Origin of the sequence: Exiguobacterium sp. AT1b (assembly GCF_000023045.1) — a bacterium.
Taxonomy (GTDB): domain Bacteria; phylum Bacillota; class Bacilli; order Exiguobacteriales; family Exiguobacteriaceae; genus Exiguobacterium.
Map to the genome: position 1 here is coordinate 1382033 of NC_012673.1, position 22533 is coordinate 1404565.

Below are 22533 nucleotides of genomic sequence, written 5' to 3' on the forward strand. Positions count from 1 at the left end.
CTCCTTAAGATAATCGTTCAAATACATCGTCATGACAGACGACATATAACATGTCTGTTTCCTGAAGCGGCAAATCGAGCATCATCGCCACATCCAAGCGGTCATTGACCGCGATGAGTGTCACCCCTGATTCAAGTAACGCTGTATTTGCTTGTCGAACATTCAGCCACTCGACTTTTGGTTTCAACGCTTGAATGTTCCCACCTGACTGTTTGCTCAACAACTGACGGAAAATTGCTGTCGTTCCAGGTTGTAACGTCGCTTTTGCCATCAAGAGGGAGACCGAGTCGTTCGCTAAAATAAAATCGTCGACGCGGACGTGTTTGAATTTCGAGATATTTCTTTCTTCACACACTTCGACGACCGTGTGCAAGTCCACCTGATACTCAGAAGAGAGTGCCTCGACCGCTGACGCAATCAATAACGACTTCCCATCGGCGAGTAACGTCTCCGTGATACGGGCATCCGCAAAAATCGCGACGCGTCGCGCCTTCAAGACGTTTGCTTGCAGCAATACCGCTTCATCCGAAGCATCGCCTGATACGAAGTGAACTTGATCGTGCACGTACGGTTCCTCAACTAACTGATCAATCAATACGATCTCTGCTTTCGGTTCGTAGTTAAGCACTTCATCGATTGCTTTCTTCGTCTTCGGGGACCACCCGATATACACATAATGTCCTTCTCCACGATACACTAGTCTTCCCTCCCGTTTTAGCCGTTGAAACGTCGCACCGATTTCAACCAATTTTCCAATCAACGCCCCGATAATCCCAATCCCGAATAGGAATAAGAATATCCCGAGCCATCGCCCTGCCACGGAGGACGGATAAAAGTCCCCATATCCGACGGTCGTCAATGTCGTCATCGTCCACCAGAACGAATCAAATAATGATCCGAATGTCTCTGGTTCTAACACATACCCGAGCACGGTTCCTAAGATAATGATGCCAATCGAAGCTAAGACGACATTCAAAAATGATAATTTCGCTAACCCTTTCCACACACGAAATAAGATATGCACTGTTTCCCCCTCCTTCTCTCTTATATACTAAACGTAACCACAAAAAGATTCACGAAACCATTTTGATGGTGATTCCGTATAAGAAGAAAAAAGGAAGGACTGACTTATGAACTCCATCGTCTTAGAGTATCGTCTCTATAAAAATGAATTATCGTTCGAACCACTATACCATTACACGTCTCTCGGCTTAGACGAAGTGCTAGCTCGTCGTGAATGTGAGTTTTTCGTCAAAGACGGCATGACCTACAAACAACGCTCGTCTGCCCTTGAAGGCGATCAATACTTTTTAATTTATGTCGATCGCTATACAGAGGGACCGATGGACAAGCACGAAACGAGCGACATCAAAGTCGAAATCCGCACGCTCGACGACCGGTTTGACAACCCATTACTCGAAGCCTATTACGTCGACCGCCACCTCGATGCACTCGCCATGCTCGGAAGCCAATACTTGTATGTCGCCGGTAAAGAATATGAGCGCGATTCAGCAGAAACAGATGAAGATCGTGGTGTGTATGTTATCTACGTCACACCGACTGGTTATGAATTGGAGGAATCAACATGAAGACAAGCAAGAAAATTTTAAGCGGACTATCCGTTGCGGTATTGACCACTTCCCTTGCCGCGTGCGGTGGGGATGAATATGAAGAGGCGGCACTCCCGGAAGAACCGACCGGATACGAATGTGACGATTGGGACTGGGATGACGAGACCGAGTCGTATTATTGTGACGACGACCGCTCTCCGCACTATGGTAGCTACTTCTTACTCGGTAGCCTGTTCCGCTCAAAAAATGCGTTGAAGAGCTCTTCGTCGTATAAGACGTACAAAGCCAACGGTGGTGCGACCGGTGCCGTATCGAACGGCTCAAATTCAGGATCGTCAAAATCTGGACTCGGCAGTGGCTCTAAAGGTGGATTCGGCGGATGACGCGTGACGAACTTTACAGTCAAATCCCTTATTTTTGGCCCGATTTAAACGATGAAGAATATGCCTTATATGATTGTTTTGAGATGACCGCCTCGCAGGTTGCCTCTATCCGAGAGGCAACCGAGGCGGTTGACTCGATTTTTCGGAAGACGAATCAACTATTACGCACCCTACCTGACGAAACGCTCCGACTGCTCGGTTACCCTGAGGCGAGTCTGCCGTTCTTACGGGAGAAGACGATACCGCAGGAGACGATCATCGGTCGTTACGACTGGATCATGAAAGATGATCAACTCAAGTTGATGGAGTTCAATGCAGATACGCCGACCTTCATTAAGGAGCTATTTGATGTGAACGGCGTGGTCGCTTCCGAGTTCGGTCTACTCGACCCGAACAGGGAAGCCACCCCCCAACTGAAAATTGAGCTGCGGAAAGCGATCGTCGCCGCGTGGAATCGACTCAAACGAGAAGGCACACCGAAAATCGTTTTTACGGCACATGACGATAACATCGAAGACAAGTGGACGGCACGATTTTTACAAGAAACGCTCGACGTACCGTCTGAATTCGTACCGTTGCACACTTTACTCGTCGACGAAGACGGCGTCTACACACCATCGGGTGAGCGAGTTGACATCTTATATCGCCAAACATATCCGATTGAGCACCTTGTGGACGACCGGGCTCCAGACGGAGACTTGATTGGCATTCGGTTACTTGAACTCGATCAACAAAAATACGTGTCACTGCTCAATCCCCTCTCTGCGTTTCTCATGCAATCGAAAGGCGTACAGGCGCTGATTTGGGAATTGTATGAGACGGAGACACTATTCGATCAAGCCGAGCGCGACATCATCGGAACATATTTTTTACCGACTTACTTAGAAGACACACCGTTTTTCGGTGAATCGGACTATGTCAAAAAGCCGGCATTCGGACGTGAAGGGGACTCCGTCATCTTGTATACGAAAGATGGCAAACCGTTTCATCGCGAAACATTACAAACGTATGCGGAAGAAACGGCCGTGTACCAACAGTTCATCGAACTCCCGACACGGATGACGACAACCGTCAAAGGTCGTATGGAGACACATTACATGATCGGATGTTTTTGCTTGAACGGACACCCATCCGCACTCGGCGTCCGCGCCGGCAGCATGATCACGAACAACCAATCTTATTACTTAGCCGTTGGCACACCTATACAAAAGGAGACGAACTCATGACATTCATCACACTCGATTCAATCTTAAGCTTCCTGGCCCACCTCGGGACAGGATTCGGTCTCATTCTCGCGGGACTCATCATCTTCGCACTAACGACCAAATATTCGGAACGCAAGTTAATCAAAGAAGGCAACATGGCTGTCGCGTTGAAACTTTGGGGGAAAGCACTAGGACTCGCCATCGTCATTTATACAGTCTGGGCGAACAGCGTCAACTTGCTCGATGCGTTCATCTGGGGACTCGTCGGTATCGCCGCCCAAGTATTGGCGTTCTGGACGTTTGAATACATCCTTACACCAGGCGTGAATTTAGAAAAAGAAGTCGAGAATGGCAACATGGCCATCGGTTTCAGCTTGTTCGCCGCATCACTCGTCGTCGGGATCATCGTCGCCGCGAGCTTGACGTACTAATCAAACACCCCATGCACGCATTTGCGAAGCATGGGGTGTTCGTATTTATAAAAGTCAGGAGGAACAATCATGTCGAAGCGAATCATCTTACTCACAATCGTTTCCGGTCTCATCATCGTAGCCATCGCAGTCGGTGTCGGACTTTACACCTACACTAACATTCAGGCTGGTGACTCATACGAAAATGCCGAAAAAGAAATGAATCATTATATGACGACGAACAATTGGTATACGTTTGAAATTCATAATATGGAACAGTCCGTTCTCTCTTTTTACACAAATGAAGACCGCTCCGTCATCGGTCTAGCTGAGATTGATGTCGAAACAGGGAACTTAGGGTCTGTCACGAAACAAACAGAGCCGAATCAGCCTTTTGATTTCGTCATCCTTCGAGTTGAAGACATGGAGTACATCGGTGTTCACCTTAAAGAGCGACCGGAAGATGTCGTCTATTTACGGTTAAACGGTGACGATGTCTCAAAAGATTTTCTTGTCAACGATCCCGAAATTGAAAGCTACACCATGACATATGTCATTGAAACATCACGACCGTCAGATGGTTCGTGGTCACTTGAAACATTGGATGCCAACAAACAAGTCATACATTCAAGTAAACTCACGGAATAACCTATATTGTGCATCAAGACGACTTTTTCCAGTCGTCTTTTTTAGTTAGTCGCAAGAACTCCAGACGGCCCGAAAAATTCATATCGTGCCTGTGGAATAGCGCGAACGACCGTTTCCATCATCGCATTCGGTCCGCACGTATAAACATCATGCCCTTCCACATCAAGTTCCTCAAGGTGTGACTTATTCATGCAACCCGATACGTCATCTGCATGTGTGAGCAGATGAAGCCCTTCCTTCACGAGTTCATCGAGTTCGTCTCCGAGTGGACGAAGGTCCATACTCCGAACCGCGTGCAATAACGTGACAGGACGTCCTTGTTCGAGTGCCGTCTTCGCCATGTTGAAGAGGGGCGTAATCCCGATTCCTCCCGCGATGAGTGTGAGCGGACGTTCAGACGTTTCAAGGATGAATTCTCCTGCTGGTGCGCTCATCGGGACTTCTGTTCCGACCGTCTGCTCATGAAGCCAGTTTGAGACGAGTCCCTCCGCTTTCGGCGCAATCCAGTAGCCGTCTTCTGTCGTCTCGATGACACTATATTGACGGTGATGTAGGATGTCCTCTCCTGCAATGCGCGCTTGAACCGAGACATATTGTCCTGGGATGGCTGTGCCAATAACTCCATCTTTCGCGACGAGACGGAATCGTTTCACTTCAGGTGTATCTACTATGATTTCTTCGATGACGAACGGTTTGAATCCGACCCATGGCGCGTCATCATACATTTTTTTCTCGAGTGAGATGAAGACATCGGCAATCACACCGTAAGCTTTTGCCCATGCATCGATGATGTCAGGTGTTGCAGCTTCACCGAGTACGTCTTGAATCGCCGCAAGCAAGTTCTCACCAACGATCGGATAATGCTCCGGGCGGATGTTCAAACTTTTATGTTTATGAAGTGCTGGTTGGATGGCAGGAAGAATCGCTTCGAGTCGGTCGATATGAAGCGCAGCCGCATAGACCGCGTTCGCGAGTGCTTCCGGCTGACGTCCTCGCTTTTGGTTCGTATGGTTGAAGAAGTGACGAACTTCTGGATTTTGTTCAAACATTCGTTGATAAAAATGCTTCGTGATCGTCACACCATTTTCTTTCAAAACTGGTGCCGTCGCCTTTACAATCTCAATCGTTTGTTGATCTAACATGTGAATTTCCCCCTTTTGTTTTGTACACGTTCATTATGTGAGTCAAGTCACTTTAAAGCAATATATTAAATACTTGTTTAAAGTAGATTTCACGTTTCTGACTTATTTTCGCCATCACCCTTTCACATTTGTTCGAATCGCACTTTTTTGGATTGTCTTGTACAATGAAACGAGAGGTGATGATGGATGAGACTCACGCAAACATGTGACTACGCACTGCGAACGTTGATGTATAGCGCTACGTTTTCACATCGGCTCGTCACGATTCAAGAAGTGGCAGACCAATATAACATCTCCAAAAACCATGTCATGAAGGTCGTATATGAGCTTGGGAAACATGGTTATTTGGAATCGGTGCGTGGTCGAGGCGGCGGCTTTCGACTCGCACGACCGATGGATGACATCAATGTAGGGGAAGTCGTTCGGACGATGGAACCGTTCGAACTCGTGGAATGCTTCGGGGAAGGCCGATGCGTCATCGCACCTGCCTGTGATTTACGAGGTGTTTTGAATGAAGCCATGCTGGCGTTTCTTCATGTACTCGATCGTTACACGATTGCGGATCTCGTCGTCAACCGAACGAACGAACTCGCCATGTTATTAGGCGTACAAAACCCGACGGACTGAAATGGTCCGTCGGATTTTCCGCTTACAAAGACTTTAGTTTTGATTCGATTTCTGCTCGCTTTGACTCAAGAAACGGAGGCAAGGCTAATCGCTCTCCGAGTCTCTCAAGCGATTCATCCATCGCAAATCCCGGTTCATCTGTTGCCAGTTCCACTAAGATTCCGCTCGGTTCGCGGAAGTAAATCGACTGAAAATAGTAACGGTCAATAAGACCAGAGTGGCTGATTCCATGTGCGTCAAGCTTCTCGATCCACTGCGTCATATCGTCTGTTTCTTCCACTCGAATCGCCACATGATGCACACTCCCTCGCCCTGGTCGTTCCGATGGCAAATCCGGCCGATTGACGAGATGAATCTCTGTTGCCACACCACCCTCGCCCGTCTCAAAGACACGCACGTCATGTCCATCCCGTTCAAATGTCGTTACATATCGATAGCCAAGCACTTCTGTCAGCACCCGTGCCGTCTTGTCAATCCGCCGTACTGTCCATTCACTGAATCCGAGACCGAAGATACCGAGGTCCGTTGGCACTGGACCTTTGCTCCAAGGTGTCCCGCTCCCTCCTTCTACAAGACAGAGACGTTGACCCTCATGATCTTCGAACGAAAGGGTCGTCCTTCCTAAAACCGACTCGATTTCTCCGTAAGATACATCGAACGCGTCAAAACGCTCCTGCCAGTACGCGAGCGCTCCATCCGGCACCCTGAGTGCTGTCCGGGAAATACTGCTTGACCCTCGATACGTCTGTCCGAGAAACGGTAACTCAAAGAACGTCAAATCGGTTCCAGGCGTACCCGTCTCGTCTGCATAGAACAAGTGATACATCGATGGGTCATCCTGGTTAACCGTCTTTTTGACGAGCCGCATCCCTAGTATTTCCGTGTAGAATCGCAAGTTCTTCTTAGCATCCCCGGTCATCGCTGACACGTGATGTTGTCCACTAATCACCTTCATCCCTCATCTCCCCTTTCGACTATATCGTTATTGTATCATCCCCAAATGAGTAAAGTCCTCTTTACATTATGTAAAGTTTGTTTTACACTAGTGGTAGAAACTAGAAATGAGGTGGCACGATGCCATTGATCAACCGCGTGAAAGAACTGCGTGCCCGGCACCAGTTAACCCAAGGTGACCTGGCCGAAAAAGTTGGTGTGACGAGACAGACGATCATCTCGCTCGAGAAAGGCAGCTACACGCCGTCGCTCATGCTGGCGATGCACATCGCAAGGGTGTTTGAGGAACCGGTCGAATCTATATTTACAATCGAGGAGGAATCACAATGAAACATGTCGTCATTCAATCTATTTCAAGTATCATCCTGTATGTCCTGATGGCTTTTCTATTCAGTTCGTTTTTATCTGATATGTCGAAAACAGTCATCGAGTCTGACCGATTCTTAGTTGAATTTAATCTACTCCCACTACTTTTACTCGTTGTTTTTGGCATCGTTTGGACAGTCTATTCGTTTAACACCCGACCGAATAAACAGTTGAGCTTTGCCCAATGGTCCGTCCGGATGACAGAGTTCAGTGAGGTCGATGAGCGTGAACAAATCATCACAGCGAAAGCGACAAAAGCTGCCTACGTCTCGTTCGGCATTTCAGTCCCAATCCTTATGGGATCGTTCATGTTCTATCCGTTATTTGAAGAGACGCTCCCTGCCTATCCAATATACGCCCTTGCTTCTACATTGATCATCGCGACACTCGTTTATATGACGACCTGGATTCGCGGCTATCGACATTAAGGAATTCATCACGAATTCCTTTTTTTTGTGTCCATTTTTCATCGATTCGGCTATCATGATTGCCAATTCTATTACACCGTGCTTATATATAACTAAATGGTTATATAAAGAATGTAAGGAGTCTTGCTTTGTGAAAACCGTTGATTTGACGATTGGAAACGTGCAACGCGTCATTCTGGCTCTTGCCCTTCCGCTCGTCGGTAGCTCGTTATTACAATTTACGTATAGTCTCGTCGACATGTTTTGGGTCGGTGCGCTCGGGAGCGATGCTGTGGCAAGTATCGGTGCAGCTAGTTTTTATATCATGCTCGGACAGGCGATTCAATCGTTGATTGTCGTTGGCGCCGGCATCAAAGTATCACAAGCTGTTGGGAGACGTGACCTCAATTCGGTTCAGCGTCATGTCCGGGCCAGCAGGCGTCTGAATCTAACACTTGGTCTTTCGTACGCCTCACTACTAATTATGTTCGGTCATACATTCATCGGCTTTTTGAATATGGGTGCCCTCGCTGTGGAGCAGCTTGCGTATGAATATTTGTTCGTCAGCGCCCCGATGCTCATCTTTTCTTTCTTTAATTTGCTGTTTGCTCGTCTATTCAGTGCATATGGCAATACGACAACAGCGATGCGAATCAATGCGACAGGTGTCATCCTCAATATGATTCTCTCCCCGATTTTCATTTATCCATTCCAACTCGGTGTGATCGGGGCTGCTCTTGCAACACTTGTCGCCAACGTCATGATGTTCGGATTGTTTTGGCACCGCGCTCGTACATTATTCAATTGGGATGAAGTCGTTCAGCCGACTCGAACTGACTATAAAGAAATCATCCGTCTTGGTTTTCCGATGGCAACCCAACGGATTTTGTTCACGGTAATCAGTATTTTTCTTGCCCGCATGATTGGCTCATACGGGACGGAAGCGATTGCGGCACAACGCATCGGACTTCAAATCGAATCGATTGCCTACATGATGATTGGTGGCTTGAACGGAGCAATGGCTAGCTATACCGGTCAAAACCTCGGGGCACGAAAAGTAGATCGTGTTTATGAAGGTTACCGGGTAACGACCCGACTCGGGATGGTTTACACAGGATTCATTATGTTGTTCTTTTTATTCGTCCCAGATTTACTCATTGGTCTATTCGTCGATGACGTTCGAACCATCGAAATTGGGGCGAGCTACTTGCGAATTATCGGCATTTCGCTCGTCTTCTCATCGATTGAAATGATCGGAAACGGATACTTCTCAGGACTCGGATTACCGAAAATCCCCGCGACCATCTCGATTATTTTCACAGTGGCCCGTATCCCGCTCGCATTTTTTCTTGAGCCTTATCTCGGAATCGATGCTATCTGGTGGAGTATCGCCATCTCAAGTATCACAAAAGGGCTTGTCTCTGCCCTCTTTGTCCGACTAACGAAAAAGGAAGTGATTTCCCTTGCAGAAGCAGTTTAATCAACTACCCCACCATCTCATCACAAGTGGAAAATTTGCCATCGAGCGAGAAATGTTACGAGTCACGTCAGAAGGCACACTAGCTGTTACGAAGCATCCAAAAGCACTCGGTCATAAAGCGACACATCCATACATCACGACCGACTTTTCTGAAAGTCAAATTGAGCTTGTCACCCCGACGTTTCCGACGATTGAGGCGGCACATCATTTCTTAGAAACGCTTTACGATATTACGGCGCTCAACATAGGCGATGAACGCCTTTGGCCACAATCGATGCCATGTGCCTTGCCGGAAGGTGGTACGATTCCACTCGCTGATTTTGGTGTGTCCGGACTAGAGGCTAGCCGTTATCGTGAGCATCTGCTCCAAAAATATGGTGCGAAAAAACAACTCATTTCTGGAATCCATTTCAACTTTTCATTTTCCGATGAGATGTTATCCGCATTATACGAAGGATCCCCTGAACAATATCGACACTTCAAAGATCACCTATATTTGAAGTTAGTTCGTCAATATTTACGAATGCGTTGGCTCATCGTCTATTTGCTCGGTGCTACACCAGCCGTTCATGCGAGTTATGAAGAACGATGTGTCAGTCAGATGCAAGCGCTCCATGTAGACACTTTTTCAAATAAACAAGCATTGTCCTATCGGAATAGCGACTGTGGGTATACGAATGTTGAACCACTTTATCCAAATTATGCGACACTCTCTAGTTATATAGATGATGTAAGATGGTTCATTGCCAAAGGCGAGATTGCCAATCCGAACGAACTCTACTCCCCCATCCGATTGAAAACATCGAAAGGTGGTAACGACTTAAATCAACTCGAGGCACACGGTATCGATTACATTGAAATTCGCAATATCGATTTGAATCCGTTTGAAAAGACCGGAATTGCTCGTTCAGATTTACGGTTCCTTCATCTGTTTTTGTTGTACTTGACCTTTACTGAGGAGACATCTCATGTCGATTGGCAAGCTGAAGCGTACAATAATCAACAACGTGTCGCCAAAGAAGGCATGTCTCCCGCAAGCATATTGACTCGAGATGGTTACGCCATACCTTTACACACGTACGCGACAGAACTTCTCGACGCCATCGATTCGTTCAACTCGCACTATGACCTCGGCTTCGAAGATGTCTTTCCCGCTATACGCGAAAAAATTGATCACGTGGACCGGACGTACGCTTCCCGATTAAAGACGATTATGATCGAGACAGGTTATCACGCATGGTCCCTCGCCCAAGCAGAACACTTTTATGAGGACGCCTATGCAAATCGTTTTCGCATTCACGGTTATGCCGACCTGGAACTGTCTACTCAAATCTTAATGAAATCCGCAATTAAACGTGGTTATCGTGTCGATGTCATCGATCGTTCTGACCAGTTCATTCGGATTCGAAACGGCAAACACGAAGAATACGTCAAACAGGCAACGAAAACATCAAAAGACAATTATGTTTCCGTCTTAATGATGGAGAATAAAACGGTGACAAAGTTTGTACTCGCAGAGAATGGCATTCGTGTCCCTGAAGGGGTAGAACTTCAAGAGGAATCGGATTTATCTCAGGCATGGCATTCATTTTCAAAACAACCCATCGTCTTAAAGCCGAAGTCTACAAACTTCGGAGTCGGTATTCACATTTTTAAAGACGGAGCGACGTATGAGGAAGCACTGTCTGCATTTCAGTATGCGAAAACGTTTGATGATGTCGTTTTACTTGAGACATTCTTACCCGGAAAAGAATATCGCTTCCTCTTCATCGGGGATGATGTCGCGGGCATCCTCCATCGTGTCCCGGCGAACGTCACTGGAGATGGCACCTCTTCTATCCGTCAACTCGTTGCGACAAAAAATGAAGACCCGTTGCGTGGGAAAGGATACAAGACACCGCTCGAGAAAATCGAAATCGACGAGGTCGTCATCTCATTTTTACGTGCTCAAGGCAAGACCCCCGATAGTATTCCCGCTCTCGATGAGCGTGTCTTCTTACGCGAAAACTCTAATATCAGTACCGGCGGAGATAGTATCGACTATACGGATCAAATTTCTGACATCTATAAGCGTATTGCTGTCGATGCCGCTAAGTCAGTCGGGGCAACCATCTGTGGTGTCGATATGATGATTCCCTCTCTCGATGATGCGCAAATCGAATACGGTATCATCGAATTGAATTTTAATCCCGCCATCCATATCCACGCTTTTCCTTATGAAGGAAAAGAACGACCGATTGGTGAGATGCTACTTGATTTATTGTTTAAATATTGAGTATTCCTGTTTCGGAATATTCCTAATTGGGAATATTCGAAATAAGAGGACGGTGACGAAAAATGGAAGAGAGATTGGCTTCTTTGTTTCAAGCGTTAGCCGACCCGAACCGGTTGCGGATGATCGAATTGTTACGGAAACAAGAGTGGACGGTCGTAATGATGGCAAATCAGCTTGGGATCAGTCAACCGCAGGCATCGAAGCACTTGCGAATTCTGTATGATGCAGGTCTCGTCACAGTAACCATTGATGCCAATCGAAGACGTTATGCACTCAAGTCTCAAGCACTCGAACCGTTAGATGCTTGGCGGACCTATATGGCTCGGGAAACAGAGCGACTCGATCGATTGGAGACGTTTTTAGCGGAGTCACAGCGAGAGGAGAATGGATCATGAGTACGGTCAAATCACATGTAGAGGGCACGACATTGATTATGGAACGTCTGTTCAAGGCACCACGCCAACTTGTATTTGAAGCATTCTCGACACCTGCACATTTAGAGAAATGGTGGGGACCGTCCGGATGGGAGACGAAAGTATACAGCTTCGACTTCAAACCGGGGGGGATTTGGCATTATTGCATGACTTGTGTCGACAAAGAACAAGGTGACTTTTATGGTATGGAATCATGGGGCAAATCAACCTTTATCGACATCGATCCATACTCCCGAATCGTCTATACGGATGCATTCTCGGATGCGGACGGACACGTCAATCCGGACTTGCCTGTCATGACGATCACAAATGAATTTCTCGATACATCGGAAGGCACGTTATTCATTAGTCGCTCCGAATTCCCGAATGAAGAGGCTCTCCAACAAGTCGTCGAAATGGGCGCTGTCGAAGGGTTCACTTCCCAACTGGATCGTCTCGAAGCGATTGTAAGCCAGTAAAAAACATGCACCGTTCCCGAAAAGGAATGGTGCATGTTTTGATTCATCTGAACTGCCGAAACAATCTATCAAGCTGTTCTCGCGTAATCCGTTCAAACGTATCTCCGATGCTTACTTCGGTTGAACAGTGTCCGTCTTTTTCAACAAGATACCCCGTAATGCCTACTCCTGTTTCTTCTTGGATGCGCGCAATTTTCTCACCAATTTCTTCCTTCTCCCCTTGAAAATGAAGATGGAACATATTCGTGACCGGGATGCGTGGAGTCGTCCACACGCCATCGAGTTCATTGAAGCGCGCTGCCAAGCGGACGGCCTCGTTTCGATACTCGGCCATCTTGTCTTTTCGTAGCTCATAATAATAATCCGCGGACATGATGTATGGATATAAGCTGATCAAGTCACCACCGTAGCGTCGCTTCCATACTTTCGACGTGTCACAAAATGCCTTCGGTCCAGCAAGGATGGCACCGGCAATGCCACCGATTCCTTTATAAAACGAGACGTATACGCTATCAAAGAGCGCACAAATCTCAGATGCCTCTTTTTCATAATACGGAAGCGATTCGAACAGTCGTGCACCATCCAGATGTAGATGAATCCCTTTCTCACGACAGTGTTCATGAATCGCCACAAGTTCCTCGAACGTCGGCAATTCCCCGCCGATTTCTCGTTGTGGCAGTTCGAGCAACAGACACGCGATGTCCGGTAACGCTTGAATCTCTTCGAGCGTCATCAACCGATTTTCGTCCCCGACTAAAATCGGTTCGATCTGATGCAACTCTTTCAAGCCGTCCTGTTCATGGATTTCAAGGTGGCAGAGTGGATGATACGCGACCGTGTTCTTCTCTGTTTCGTCACACCAAATGCGTAGTGCGATTTGTTGCGCCATCGTGCCGCTCGGAAAGAATACCGCTGACTCTTTCCCAAGAACTTGTGCCATCTTCTCTTCGAACTGGCGAATCGTTTCCCCCTGTCCATACTGGTCACTCGGCTCATCGTCACGCACCTGTTCAAACGCGCGTTTCAACACCCCGATTTCCCGTTTGCCGTGACCGCTCAACTGAACAGCTGTCTGACGGTACGTATCTAACAATCGCTCCATTTATTCCCCTCCTCGACAAATAAACTCCCTGTCAGTATAACAGGGAGCCCTCTACTCAGTCGCGAATTCGGACGATGAGTTTACCGCGTACTTTCCGCGTTTGTAGTTTTTCGAGACCTTCTTTTAACTGGTCGAACGACAACACTTCTGTGACGAGATCGTTCAGTTCACCGGCATCGAGTAAGTTCATCATCTCTTCGGCCATATACGCCAAGTTGCGAATCGCGTGTTCGTCCTCGCTCGCATGTGCCGCTCCGAGTGCCACTTCGTGAATCGAAGGAGATAACGTGAAGCCTTTCATGTTCGTCATGTCTGGTGGCCCGGCGATATAGGCGAGGTGTCCGCTGAATGCGAGACGATCTAGGTCTGCTGTCGCAACATCTCGTCCGACCGTATTCAAAATCAGGTCGACACCACGTCCATCCGTTTCTTCCATGATTCGTACCGTCACGTCCTCGACGTTATAATCAATCACTACGTCCGCCCCGAGTGATTCTACCCACTCAAAATTCTCCGGAGATGCCGTCGTGAATACCTTCAGACCGAGGCGTTTTGCGAGCTGAATCGCAAAGCCACCGACACCGCCCGCTCCGGCGTGTACGAGAATCGTCTCCTTATCTCGCGTGTTCAGCTTCTGCATGACCGCTTCATAAGCCGTCATTCCGGCACATAGGATGGAAGCCGCCGCCTCATCACTCACACCTTGCGGAACGACCGCACACGCCCGAGCATCGACGACCGTGTACTCGGCAAACCCTCCATATTTCGACAGATCCGTATGCACGGCTACACGTGAACCCGTAATGATGTTGGCGATACTCGAACCGACCTCGACGACTTCTCCGACGAGGTCGACACCGAGAATGTGTGGATATGCCCAGTTCGGGTTTCCGTTTGAACCGACTTTATAGTCGACCGGGTTCAAGGCGACCGCTTCGACACGGATCAACAGTTCGCCCGTTCCTGGTGTCGGTCGGTCGATTTCTCCAATATGCAGATGTTCTAGACCGGGTTGGTCGAGTAGCCATGCTTTCATGTTTAGTAAGCTCCTTCCGAATATGTGAGTTCGTATGAGTGTGAATAAATTTCAACGAGGTTACCGAATGGATCTTCGCAGTACACCATGCGATACGGTTTCTCGCCTGGGTAGTATTCGCGAATCGGCATCCGTTGTTTGCCGCCATGGGCGACAATCTTCTCGACAAGTCCTTCGATATCAGGGTCTTGTACACAATAGTGGAAGATCCCTGTCTTCCAAAACTCGAAATTATCTTCTGGTGTCTCGTTATTCGGGAATTCGAATAACTCGATCCCAATTCCGTCGCCTGTTGACATGTGGGCGATGCGGAATTTACCCCAGCCTGGTCCGAAGACGTCGGTACACATCACGCCGATTGGCGAATCATCCTCGACGACGTCTGATGGTGTCATGATGGTATACCACCCCATCACGTCCTCATAAAATTTAACGGCCTCGGTTACGCTCGGTACAGAAAGACCGATGTGGGAAAATGTTCTTGGATACGTCATGTTTCATCTACTCCTTTTTGTTTGCTCAAATTAGCGGATAACGATAAGATACTGTCATTGAAGCAAGAAAAAAAGTACGCACATTGAAGTAACTACCCGAAAGTGAGGCTCTTTGAACATGACCACATCGTTCCCCGTCAACCGCGCACTCGAGATTATCGGCGGCAAATGGCGCCCCCAAGTGTATTGTACGCTTCAAGATGGACCGCTTCGTTTTTCTGATATTCAACGGGCGATTCCTGACGTCAGCCGAAAAGTGTTGACCGACCAATTGCGTGAACTCGAGCAGCTCGGCATGGTTCGCCGTGTCGACTATTCGACCGAGAAGCACCTCCATGTCGAGTATTCATTGACTGAAGACGCCCTCGGCCTTCAGCCTGCCATGAATGCCCTTTGTTTATGGGGAGAGTGCCATGACAATCAATAATCCCGAGCCATATGGCCCGGGATTATTTTTATGAGGCGAATAAACTGATCAAATTCCCATCCGCATCGTACAGGATGGCGTAACGTTGTCCCCAAAACGCATCCCACGGGGCTTTATGTGACGCATAACCTTGTTCAAGGATTGAGTCATACAAAGCATTCAATGACTCACGACTGTCACATAAAAAGGCAAGCTCGATCCGATGCCCGTCTGCCTGTTTCCATTCCCCGTATACCGATTCGGCCACTTCTACCGTATCGAACGCGAGACGCACGCCTCCTTCGTCAATCTCTACATGTGCTTCCCCGTTCATCGCTTCTGGAATCTCAAACCCGAGCGCCCGATAAAAGTCGAGCGACCGCTTCATATCCGTCACGACGATCCCGACCATGTCCAATTTGACTGCCATCATGTTCCCTCCCCTTATTTTCATGATACGATTTGAGTGTAGCATGACCAATTCGATCAGAGACGAGGAATTTTAATGAGCCATACGTTTCAACCCCTCACCCAAGAGCAAACCGAATTGATCGCCTTCGAGTGGCGCTATGAAGGCGAATACGCGTTTTACAATATGGATGCCGACGAAGAAGATCTCGCCTTGTTTTTAGATGCAGATGAGCGAGGTGATACAACGTTCGCCATTCTTGACGACGAACTCATCGGTTTCGTCACGTTGCAATTCGAATCAGTAGACGCTGTTTCTATCGGTCTCGGCATGCGCCCTGATTTGACGGGGAGCGGCAACGGACATCGATTCCTCACGTCAATCCTAAATTGGATTGAGGCGACATATGGGACTCGCACAGTGCGTCTTGCCGTCGCCACGTTTAACAAACGGGCCATCCGATTATACGAGTCTCTAGGTTTCATCCCACAAGACACGTTCATGCAGGAGACGAATGGTGGTGTGTATCCATTTCTTTCAATGACACGTGAACAAAGCGAACCCCCGAACAACTGATGTCCGGGGGTTTTGTCATGTCCGCTGTTTCTTCTGAATATAAGAAAGACCGAGCGCTCCAATTAAAATCGTTCCTTTGACGATGTCTTGCGCATAATACGGCACGTCCCACATCGTCAGTCCGTTCAAGAGAATTCCAATCAAAATAGCTCCAATCAATGTCCCGATCACGTTCGGGCGCCCTGTCCCAAAGACGGCGTAGCCGATGTAGGCAGCCGCGACAGCGTCCATCAAAAGAGGTGCTCCAGCCGAGACTTGTCCCGTACCAATCCGAGATGCAAGAATGATTCCGCCGATGGCTGCAAACAATCCGCTGAGTACGTAGGCGTACAACTTGATGCGATTCACGGCGATCCCGGAACGACGGGCCGCTTCGGCGTTCGACCCGACGTAATAAAATTCACGCCCGGTCCGCGTATAAGTCAAGAATAGATGTGCTCCGATAAAGAACACCAGCATGAGCAGGGCGACGAACGGAATCGGACCGATCGTCCCTTGACCGATGAATAGAAATGACGGGATGAAACGCCCTGGCGCCGTCCCCCCTTCAATCGGCATGTTGTCATAAATCGAGAATCCTTTCGTATACGTCAACTGAATCCCGTTAATGACGTACATGATGGCGAGTGTCGCTAGTAAATCCGGTAATCGGAATTTGATTGTGACGAGCGCGTTCAACAGCCCGACGAGAATCCCGAGTGCAAGTGGAATCAGCAGGGCGACGAGAAGCTCTTGTCGATGAAGGACGAGACTTGCCGCTGCCCCGATTGTCGCAAGACTCGCCGTCGAGCCGACCGACAAGTCGAATCCTCCGACGATGAGCGAAAACGTGACGCCGAGGGCAAGTAGCGAAACGATTGAAACCGATTTGATGATGTCACTAAAGTTTGCGTATGTCAGAAATTGATCGTTCGTCACGGTAAAGACCGCAATCAAACCAAGGATTGCGAGTAACGTCCCATACTGACCGATATGACCGCTGATTCGTTTTCGTTCCTTGACCACCAATTGTGCCATCTTACACGCCTCCTTTCTCTACAATTTGTCCACGGTCGAGCCAAACGATTCGATTGGCGACCCGTTCGAGTTCATGTCGCTCACTTGACGTGAACAATACGGTCTTCCCTTGTTTCGCGAGTGCAATGACGCGTTCATATACGTCTTGTTTCGCTGCGATATCAATTCCTTTTGTCGGTTCGTCGAGCAGATAAATGTCTCGGTCATCGAGCAACCATTTGCTAAAGACGACCTTCTGTTGATTTCCACCACTCAGCTCACTTACCGGTTGTTTCACGTTCGCATAACGGACGCGAAGCGATGCCAATACGTCCGAAACGCGAGTTGCCTTTCCTGCGACAGCAATCACGTTCCGTTCAATCGTCTCGTCTAAAAATAATCCATGACGACGTCTCTCCTCTGGAACGAGTGCAAACCCTTCACGTACGGCATCGGTCGGTTCTTTGATCACATGTTCGTTTCCATCGATTGTGATGGATTGACGAATCCCAGAAAGACCGAACAATGCTTCCATCAGTTCCGTCTTCCCACTCCCCGTCAATCCTCCAATCCCGAGCACTTCTCCGCGATACGCTTCAATCGAAATCTCGGATTGGAACGCCGGAAGGGTCAACTGCGCGGACAAACAAATCTTGTCTTCCGGCACCGCCTTTTCTAACGCCGCATCAAATGTTGTCCCACTTAAAAATGTCTGCACCGCTTCAGAAGAGAGCGATTGGTACGGTCCATCGTACACGACACGTCCGTCTCGAAGAAACGTAGAGGTCGACGTGACCCGTGTGAGCTCGTTTGAACGATGCGTGACCAACACGATGCCTACCCCTTCTGCCGCCAGCGTTTGTAATAATTCAAGTAAGGCGTCGGCATCCGTTTCCGATAAGGCAGCGGTCGGTTCGTCGAGGAGCAAATACTTAGCATCGCTCTCGAGTGCCCGAGCGATGAGAAGGCGCTGTTTCACGCTTAGCGGGAAGTGACCGGCTGGACGCGTTGGATCGACCTCTAAACCGACTCGGGACAACACACGTTTCGCTCGCTGTTTCAAACGTTGCGGACGAATCCGTTTCACTGTCTGCCATGGAAGGACGTTCTCATATACAGGCAAGTCCAAATAGAGCGCATCATCGACTTCTTGTGACACCGTGATGATGCCATGACGAATCGCTTCCGCTGGTGTGAGGCGGATTGATTTTCCATCAATGGACAACTCGCCGGACGTTGGTTCAGCCGTTCCGTTTAGCAGTTTGATGAGCGTACTCTTACCGGCCCCGTTCAGACCGAGAAGCCCATGAATGTCTCCCGGCTTTAAACTGAAGGATAGTTGATCGAGCACCGTGACGTCACCATACTGTTTCGTGATTCGTTCCAAGCGAATCATCAGTCTGTCTCCTTCATCCAATCCGACCATGCCGCATTCGATTCGCCCCAACCTGGCACGTACTGTCCAAGGTCATCCATCGTGACAGGCTCATTCGGCAAGACATCACGGTCCACTAGATATGGGTCGACCGAATGAATGGAAGGCGTCTCTTCCCCGACCACTTTTTGATAAGCGTATCGGACTTGAATGCGGCCGATTTCGGCTGGATCTGTGGCAGCTGTCACTTTCCACGGACTCCCCTCTTCTTGCATGAGTTGCAAGTCTTCGTCACTCAAGTCAATCCCGTAAACGGCAATCTCGTCACGTCCTGCCTGTTTGATGGCACGGCTCGCCCCTTTGGCGAACTCATCCCACATCGCAAACACCGCATCGATTTCGCCTTCCGGGTACTTCTTCAAAATCGCCTCCATCTGGCTTTGCGTATCGAGCGCCGTGTTGTTCGTCGCCGAACCGAACTTCGCGACTTCCTGGATGCCCGGATACCGTTTCAAGAATGCATCATAAATCGTATGACGGCGTTCCATCGGTGTGAATCCACCGACCCAAATCGTGACGATGTTCCCTTCCCCGTCCAAATCTTCCGCGAGTGCTTTGAGCGAGCGCCATGCGAGTGAATAATCGTCTTGATCGATGACCGTCACGCCTTCATTCGTCAAATCGTTATCGAATGCGACAACTTTAATGCCTTTGTCGAGCGCCCGTTGAACAGGCTCTTTTAAGGCATCGGCACGTCCGTGGTCAATCAAGATCACATCGACTCCTTGCGTCGTGGCCGTATCGACATAACTCGCCATTTTCGACAAATCATTTTCGGCGTTATACACTTTCACGTTGCCACCGAACGCTTCGACTTGCTCGGTCACCCCTTCGATATATTGCGAAGAGAATGTCCCAATCGACATCTGCATGACGAGGGCGACTTCTAAATCTTTCGGAAGTGTTTCATTTGAGACGTTGACGGTTTTCGTTTCCGTTTTACTTGTTGTCGTAGTCGTTTTCGGTTGCGCCTGTTCGTTCGTGCATCCGGCAAGTGCTAAGATGACGGTCAACAGGAAGAAGATGATTTTTTTAGACATATGTGTTTCCTCCTACATGTTCTACAATGACCGACTCAGTCGGTTCGAGCACACCAGTCTCTGTGATCAGACCGGTGATCAGTTCGGGTGGGGTCACATCAAACGCCGGATTGAAGACGGTGATGCCGACGAGTGCCGTTGGATGTCCTCCGATATGGGTCACTTCATGGGCGTCCCGTTCCTCGATTTGAATCGTGTCGTCCGCCTCTAAATCGAACGTCGAATGCGGGGCTGCCACATAGAATGGGATGCCGTAATGCTTCGCCAAAATCGCAAGCTGGAGTGTTCCAATCTTGTTGGCCGTATGACCGGTACGGGTGATGCGGTCCGCCCCGACGATGATGGCATCGATTTGTTTCGTCTGGATCGTCCACGCCGCCATATTATCCGTGATCAATGTGACGTCGATGTCCGCCCGGTCGAGCTCCCATACCGTCAACCGTGCCCCTTGAAGCAGCGGTCGCGTTTCGGACGCGAACACCCGAAACGGGATGCCACGCTCTTTCCCGACATAGAACGGCGCGAGCGCGGTACCGTATCGTGACGTCGCGATGGCACCGGCGTTACAAATCGTCAATACGTTGCCACCAGCGGGTAACACGGTGAGCGCATGTTCCCCAATCGTGCGATACGTAGCCACGTCTTGTTCAAAGATTTCAATCGCACGCTGCTTGATTGCTTTTGCAATCTGTTCAAAGTCCTCCCCCACATTCAATCGAAGGAGTGATTCGATGACATGCTGTAAGTTGACCGCGGTCGGTCTTGTCGCAATCAACCGTTGACCGACTTGATTCAATTGGAGATGAAAATATGGATTGTCTTGCAGACGTGACGCTTCTTTCGCAAGGACAAACGCTCCGAAATAAGCGATGGCCGGTGCACCGCGAACTTGAAGCGACTTGATTGCCTGCTCGGCCTGTTCGAGCGTCAACACTTCGACATAGCGCTCTTCTTGCGGCAACAGCGTCTGATCTAAAATCGTCAACACTTCCGTGTCGGCATCGAAATGAATACTTTGCACACTCATACGCGCACCTCCGACAAGACTGGAATCAATTGATCGATGGATTGAATTTGATGGCGCTGTTTGATGAGACGCGTACCGAGCTCTAAGGCGTGGCGTTTCCGTTCGATGCGAAGGTCGTCTGGTAATGTCTCTAAGTCGGCGACTCCAGCCAGACCGACAGTCCGCCGAATCAATTCGCAGCCTGCGTAGCCGATGGCGTCACTCAAAATGGATGGCAACAGTTCGTCCACGAATCCTACTGTGTTGAACGGCTCTGCGGCCTGTGTAAAGCGGGTACGGAACGTTTTCTCGAACGTCTCCCAGACGGTGAGTACTTCTGTGAAGCGTTCGAACCGTTTCAACGGATGCGCATACGTTGAGAACACCAGATGAGCAATGATTTGACCAATGTCAAAGCCGAACGGACCGTAAAACGCAAATTCGGGATCGATGATTTTTGTTTCTTGACGGGTCGCAAAAATGCTTCCTGTATGTAAATCTCCATGTAGCAACGCTTCATGTTTGGTCACGAACCCAACCTTCAATTTCGTCACTTCAATTTTCAAGGCGAGGTCTGACCACAGTTGCTCCACATCCGGACGAAGGGCCGCTTCGATTTGATTCGAATCTGCATCGCGATACGGGTCGGTGAAAATCAGCTTTTCCGTGATATCGCATAGCTCTGGATTGTAATACTCTTTTTCGATTTGTTTCTTCACGAGCGGTCCGTTCGCGTAGTCAGACGTCGCAAACAGGGTTTCACCGAGAAACGTACCGACGTGGCGGGCTAAATTCGGATAGCTCTCTCCTTTTAGGAAGCCAGTCCTAACAATCTCAAACGCTGACAGATCCTCCAAAATCGTATAGGCGAGTTCACGGTCGCTACCGAGTACATCCGGTACGAACTGAGGAACGACCTTAGAAAATTCACGGAGTGCCAGTTGTTCGATCCACGACCGGTCAAGCGTGAGCGGCCAGCTCTCTCCAACAACTTTTGCGTACGGTAACGCTTGTTTCACAATCAACGACGTCTCTCCTTGACGAATGCGAAAGACGAGATTTAAATTGCCATCCCCAATCTCCTCACATTCTGCAATCCCCTCTTCTAGTAACCCCAACTGTCGAACGTGGTCGACGACACTTTGTTCTGTAAACGCCTCATAAGCCATGATGATTTTCCCCTTTCTTAACTCTATGCATGAAAAAAGCCCCTTTCTCCGCGAGAAAGAGGCACACCCAAATTGGTTGTTCCTCTCATCTTTCAGACATGTGTCTGGTGGATGTAGCACCGTGCCAAATGGTCGGTTGCTGCGGCGTCTTAGGGCCAATTCCCTCTGCCAACTCGCGATAAGAGTAAATGATGTAATTGTGTTTGACGTGTTGAGACGAATATTACGGACTATGCACGCTAGTTGTCAATCCTCTATTTTCAGTCGCCTCCCTATTTTTGACACGCATATATAGAAACATTATTTTCAAACTTTTTTTCTCAAAAAAAGGAATTGACGAGTGAGCGATTCTATGTAAAAATTCAATTAAATTTCACAACTTCACAACTATTCTTATCAAGAGCAGACGGAGGGACAAGCCCGATGATGTCGCAGCAACCGACCAGAAATGGCACGGTGCTAATTCTTGCAGCTAACGCTGAGAGATAAGAGTTCATTGTTTTT

26 protein-coding genes and 2 riboswitches are annotated in these 22533 nt (G+C 48.6%); of the genes, 14 read left to right on the top strand and 12 right to left on the bottom strand.

Annotated features, from left to right (window positions below):
- Positions 1–4 precede the first annotated feature (4 nt).
- Positions 5–1024 carry a potassium channel family protein gene (locus EAT1B_RS07005; protein ID WP_012727456.1) on the bottom strand — a complete coding sequence of 340 codons (1020 nt, stop codon included), beginning with the start codon at positions 1022–1024 and terminating at the stop codon, positions 5–7.
- A gap of 106 nt (positions 1025–1130) precedes the next feature.
- On the opposite strand from EAT1B_RS07005, the gene EAT1B_RS07010 reads away from it, so the two are divergent.
- The 5 genes from EAT1B_RS07010 to EAT1B_RS07030 all read left to right on the top strand — a co-directional run bounded on the left by EAT1B_RS07010 (position 1131) and on the right by EAT1B_RS07030 (position 4217).
- Entirely contained in the window at positions 1131–1589 is a 459-nt protein-coding gene (locus EAT1B_RS07010; RefSeq protein WP_012727457.1) for a hypothetical protein, read from the top strand.
- A complete protein-coding gene (locus EAT1B_RS07015) occupies positions 1586–1954 on the top strand; it encodes a hypothetical protein (RefSeq protein WP_012727458.1) in 369 nt (122 codons plus the stop codon). The genes EAT1B_RS07010 and EAT1B_RS07015 overlap by 4 nt, the downstream gene beginning before the upstream one ends.
- Complete coding sequence (locus EAT1B_RS07020; protein WP_012727459.1) at positions 1951–3180, top strand: glutathionylspermidine synthase family protein; 1230 nt, start codon at positions 1951–1953, stop codon at positions 3178–3180. Before EAT1B_RS07015 ends, EAT1B_RS07020 begins: the two co-directional genes overlap by 4 nt.
- On the top strand, positions 3177–3590 hold the full coding sequence (locus tag EAT1B_RS07025; RefSeq protein WP_012727460.1) for a DUF350 domain-containing protein: 414 nt from the start codon (positions 3177–3179) through the stop codon (positions 3588–3590). The genes EAT1B_RS07020 and EAT1B_RS07025 overlap by 4 nt, the downstream gene beginning before the upstream one ends.
- A 69-nt stretch (positions 3591–3659) precedes the next feature.
- Positions 3660–4217, top strand: coding sequence for a hypothetical protein (locus EAT1B_RS07030; RefSeq protein ID WP_012727461.1), 558 nt, complete (start codon positions 3660–3662; stop codon positions 4215–4217).
- A gap of 41 nt (positions 4218–4258) precedes the next feature.
- Here the strand turns inward: EAT1B_RS07030 and EAT1B_RS07035 are convergent, their stop codons facing one another.
- Positions 4259–5359, bottom strand: a complete 1101-nt coding sequence (locus tag EAT1B_RS07035; protein WP_012727462.1) for a globin domain-containing protein — start codon at positions 5357–5359, stop codon at positions 4259–4261.
- Between the two features lie 186 nt (positions 5360–5545).
- Here EAT1B_RS07035 and EAT1B_RS07040 point away from each other — a divergent pair, with 186 nt between their 5' ends.
- Positions 5546–5986 (top strand): Rrf2 family transcriptional regulator, encoded by a 441-nt coding sequence (locus EAT1B_RS07040; RefSeq protein ID WP_012727463.1) that lies wholly within the window; start codon positions 5546–5548, stop codon positions 5984–5986.
- A gap of 22 nt (positions 5987–6008) precedes the next feature.
- Here EAT1B_RS07040 and EAT1B_RS07045 read toward each other — a convergent pair whose 3' ends face one another.
- Positions 6009–6941, bottom strand: a complete 933-nt coding sequence (locus tag EAT1B_RS07045; protein ID WP_012727464.1) for a ring-cleaving dioxygenase — start codon at positions 6939–6941, stop codon at positions 6009–6011.
- Positions 6942–7060: 119 nt separating this feature from the next.
- Between EAT1B_RS07045 and EAT1B_RS07050 the strand changes: the two genes are divergently transcribed.
- The 6 genes from EAT1B_RS07050 to EAT1B_RS07075 all read left to right on the top strand — a co-directional run bounded on the left by EAT1B_RS07050 (position 7061) and on the right by EAT1B_RS07075 (position 12360).
- Positions 7061–7270, top strand: a complete 210-nt coding sequence (locus EAT1B_RS07050; protein WP_012727465.1) for a helix-turn-helix transcriptional regulator — start codon at positions 7061–7063, stop codon at positions 7268–7270.
- Positions 7267–7734 (top strand): hypothetical protein, encoded by a 468-nt coding sequence (locus EAT1B_RS07055; RefSeq protein ID WP_012727466.1) that lies wholly within the window; start codon positions 7267–7269, stop codon positions 7732–7734. The genes EAT1B_RS07050 and EAT1B_RS07055 overlap by 4 nt, the downstream gene beginning before the upstream one ends.
- A gap of 130 nt (positions 7735–7864) precedes the next feature.
- Entirely contained in the window at positions 7865–9193 is a 1329-nt protein-coding gene (locus tag EAT1B_RS07060) for an MATE family efflux transporter (protein ID WP_012727467.1), read from the top strand.
- Positions 9177–11468 (top strand): bifunctional glutamate--cysteine ligase GshA/glutathione synthetase GshB, encoded by a 2292-nt coding sequence (gene gshAB / locus EAT1B_RS07065; RefSeq protein WP_012727468.1) that lies wholly within the window; start codon positions 9177–9179, stop codon positions 11466–11468. The genes EAT1B_RS07060 and gshAB overlap by 17 nt, the downstream gene beginning before the upstream one ends.
- A gap of 62 nt (positions 11469–11530) precedes the next feature.
- Positions 11531–11863, top strand: a complete 333-nt coding sequence (locus EAT1B_RS07070; RefSeq protein ID WP_012727469.1) for a helix-turn-helix transcriptional regulator — start codon at positions 11531–11533, stop codon at positions 11861–11863.
- On the top strand, positions 11860–12360 hold the full coding sequence (locus EAT1B_RS07075) for an SRPBCC domain-containing protein (protein WP_012727470.1): 501 nt from the start codon (positions 11860–11862) through the stop codon (positions 12358–12360). The genes EAT1B_RS07070 and EAT1B_RS07075 overlap by 4 nt, the downstream gene beginning before the upstream one ends.
- Positions 12361–12403: 43 nt before the next feature.
- Here EAT1B_RS07075 and EAT1B_RS07080 read toward each other — a convergent pair whose 3' ends face one another.
- The 3 genes from EAT1B_RS07080 to EAT1B_RS07090 are packed head-to-tail and all read right to left on the bottom strand — an operon-like array spanning position 12404 to position 14992.
- Positions 12404–13462 (bottom strand): low specificity L-threonine aldolase, encoded by a 1059-nt coding sequence (locus EAT1B_RS07080; protein WP_012727471.1) that lies wholly within the window; start codon positions 13460–13462, stop codon positions 12404–12406.
- 55 nt (positions 13463–13517) lie between these two features.
- A complete protein-coding gene (locus EAT1B_RS07085; protein WP_012727472.1) occupies positions 13518–14498 on the bottom strand; it encodes a zinc-binding dehydrogenase in 981 nt (326 codons plus the stop codon).
- Between the two features lie 2 nt (positions 14499–14500).
- Complete coding sequence (locus EAT1B_RS07090) at positions 14501–14992, bottom strand: lactoylglutathione lyase family protein (RefSeq protein ID WP_012727473.1); 492 nt, start codon at positions 14990–14992, stop codon at positions 14501–14503.
- Positions 14993–15110: 118 nt separating this feature from the next.
- On the opposite strand from EAT1B_RS07090, the gene EAT1B_RS07095 reads away from it, so the two are divergent.
- Positions 15111–15419, top strand: a complete 309-nt coding sequence (locus EAT1B_RS07095) for a helix-turn-helix domain-containing protein (protein WP_012727474.1) — start codon at positions 15111–15113, stop codon at positions 15417–15419.
- A 28-nt stretch (positions 15420–15447) separates the two neighbouring features.
- On the opposite strand, the gene EAT1B_RS07100 is transcribed toward EAT1B_RS07095, so the two are convergent.
- On the bottom strand, positions 15448–15828 hold the full coding sequence (locus EAT1B_RS07100) for a VOC family protein (protein WP_012727475.1): 381 nt from the start codon (positions 15826–15828) through the stop codon (positions 15448–15450).
- Between the two features lie 75 nt (positions 15829–15903).
- Between EAT1B_RS07100 and EAT1B_RS07105 the strand changes: the two genes are divergently transcribed.
- Positions 15904–16383, top strand: a complete 480-nt coding sequence (locus EAT1B_RS07105) for a GNAT family N-acetyltransferase (RefSeq protein ID WP_012727476.1) — start codon at positions 15904–15906, stop codon at positions 16381–16383.
- A gap of 15 nt (positions 16384–16398) precedes the next feature.
- Here the strand turns inward: EAT1B_RS07105 and EAT1B_RS07110 are convergent, their stop codons facing one another.
- From EAT1B_RS07110 to mtnK, 5 genes are read right to left on the bottom strand one after another with little or no spacing between them, the layout of a single operon-like run.
- Entirely contained in the window at positions 16399–17400 is a 1002-nt protein-coding gene (locus EAT1B_RS07110; RefSeq protein WP_012727477.1) for an ABC transporter permease, read from the bottom strand.
- A 1-nt stretch (position 17401) separates the two neighbouring features.
- Complete coding sequence (locus EAT1B_RS07115) at positions 17402–18775, bottom strand: sugar ABC transporter ATP-binding protein (RefSeq protein ID WP_012727478.1); 1374 nt, start codon at positions 18773–18775, stop codon at positions 17402–17404.
- The gene (locus EAT1B_RS07120) at positions 18775–19854 is read right to left on the bottom strand and encodes a sugar ABC transporter substrate-binding protein (protein ID WP_012727479.1); all 1080 of its coding nucleotides are present in this window, start codon (positions 19852–19854) and stop codon (positions 18775–18777) included. The genes EAT1B_RS07115 and EAT1B_RS07120 overlap by 1 nt, the downstream gene beginning before the upstream one ends.
- Entirely contained in the window at positions 19847–20881 is a 1035-nt protein-coding gene (mtnA, locus tag EAT1B_RS07125; protein WP_012727480.1) for an S-methyl-5-thioribose-1-phosphate isomerase, read from the bottom strand. Before mtnA ends, EAT1B_RS07120 begins: the two co-directional genes overlap by 8 nt.
- Positions 20878–22029, bottom strand: coding sequence for an S-methyl-5-thioribose kinase (mtnK, locus tag EAT1B_RS07130; protein ID WP_012727481.1), 1152 nt, complete (start codon positions 22027–22029; stop codon positions 20878–20880). Before mtnK ends, mtnA begins: the two co-directional genes overlap by 4 nt.
- Before the next feature lie 82 nt (positions 22030–22111).
- Positions 22112–22214: riboswitch (SAM riboswitch) on the bottom strand.
- A gap of 205 nt (positions 22215–22419) precedes the next feature.
- Positions 22420–22521: riboswitch (SAM riboswitch) on the top strand.
- Positions 22522–22533 lie beyond the last annotated feature (12 nt).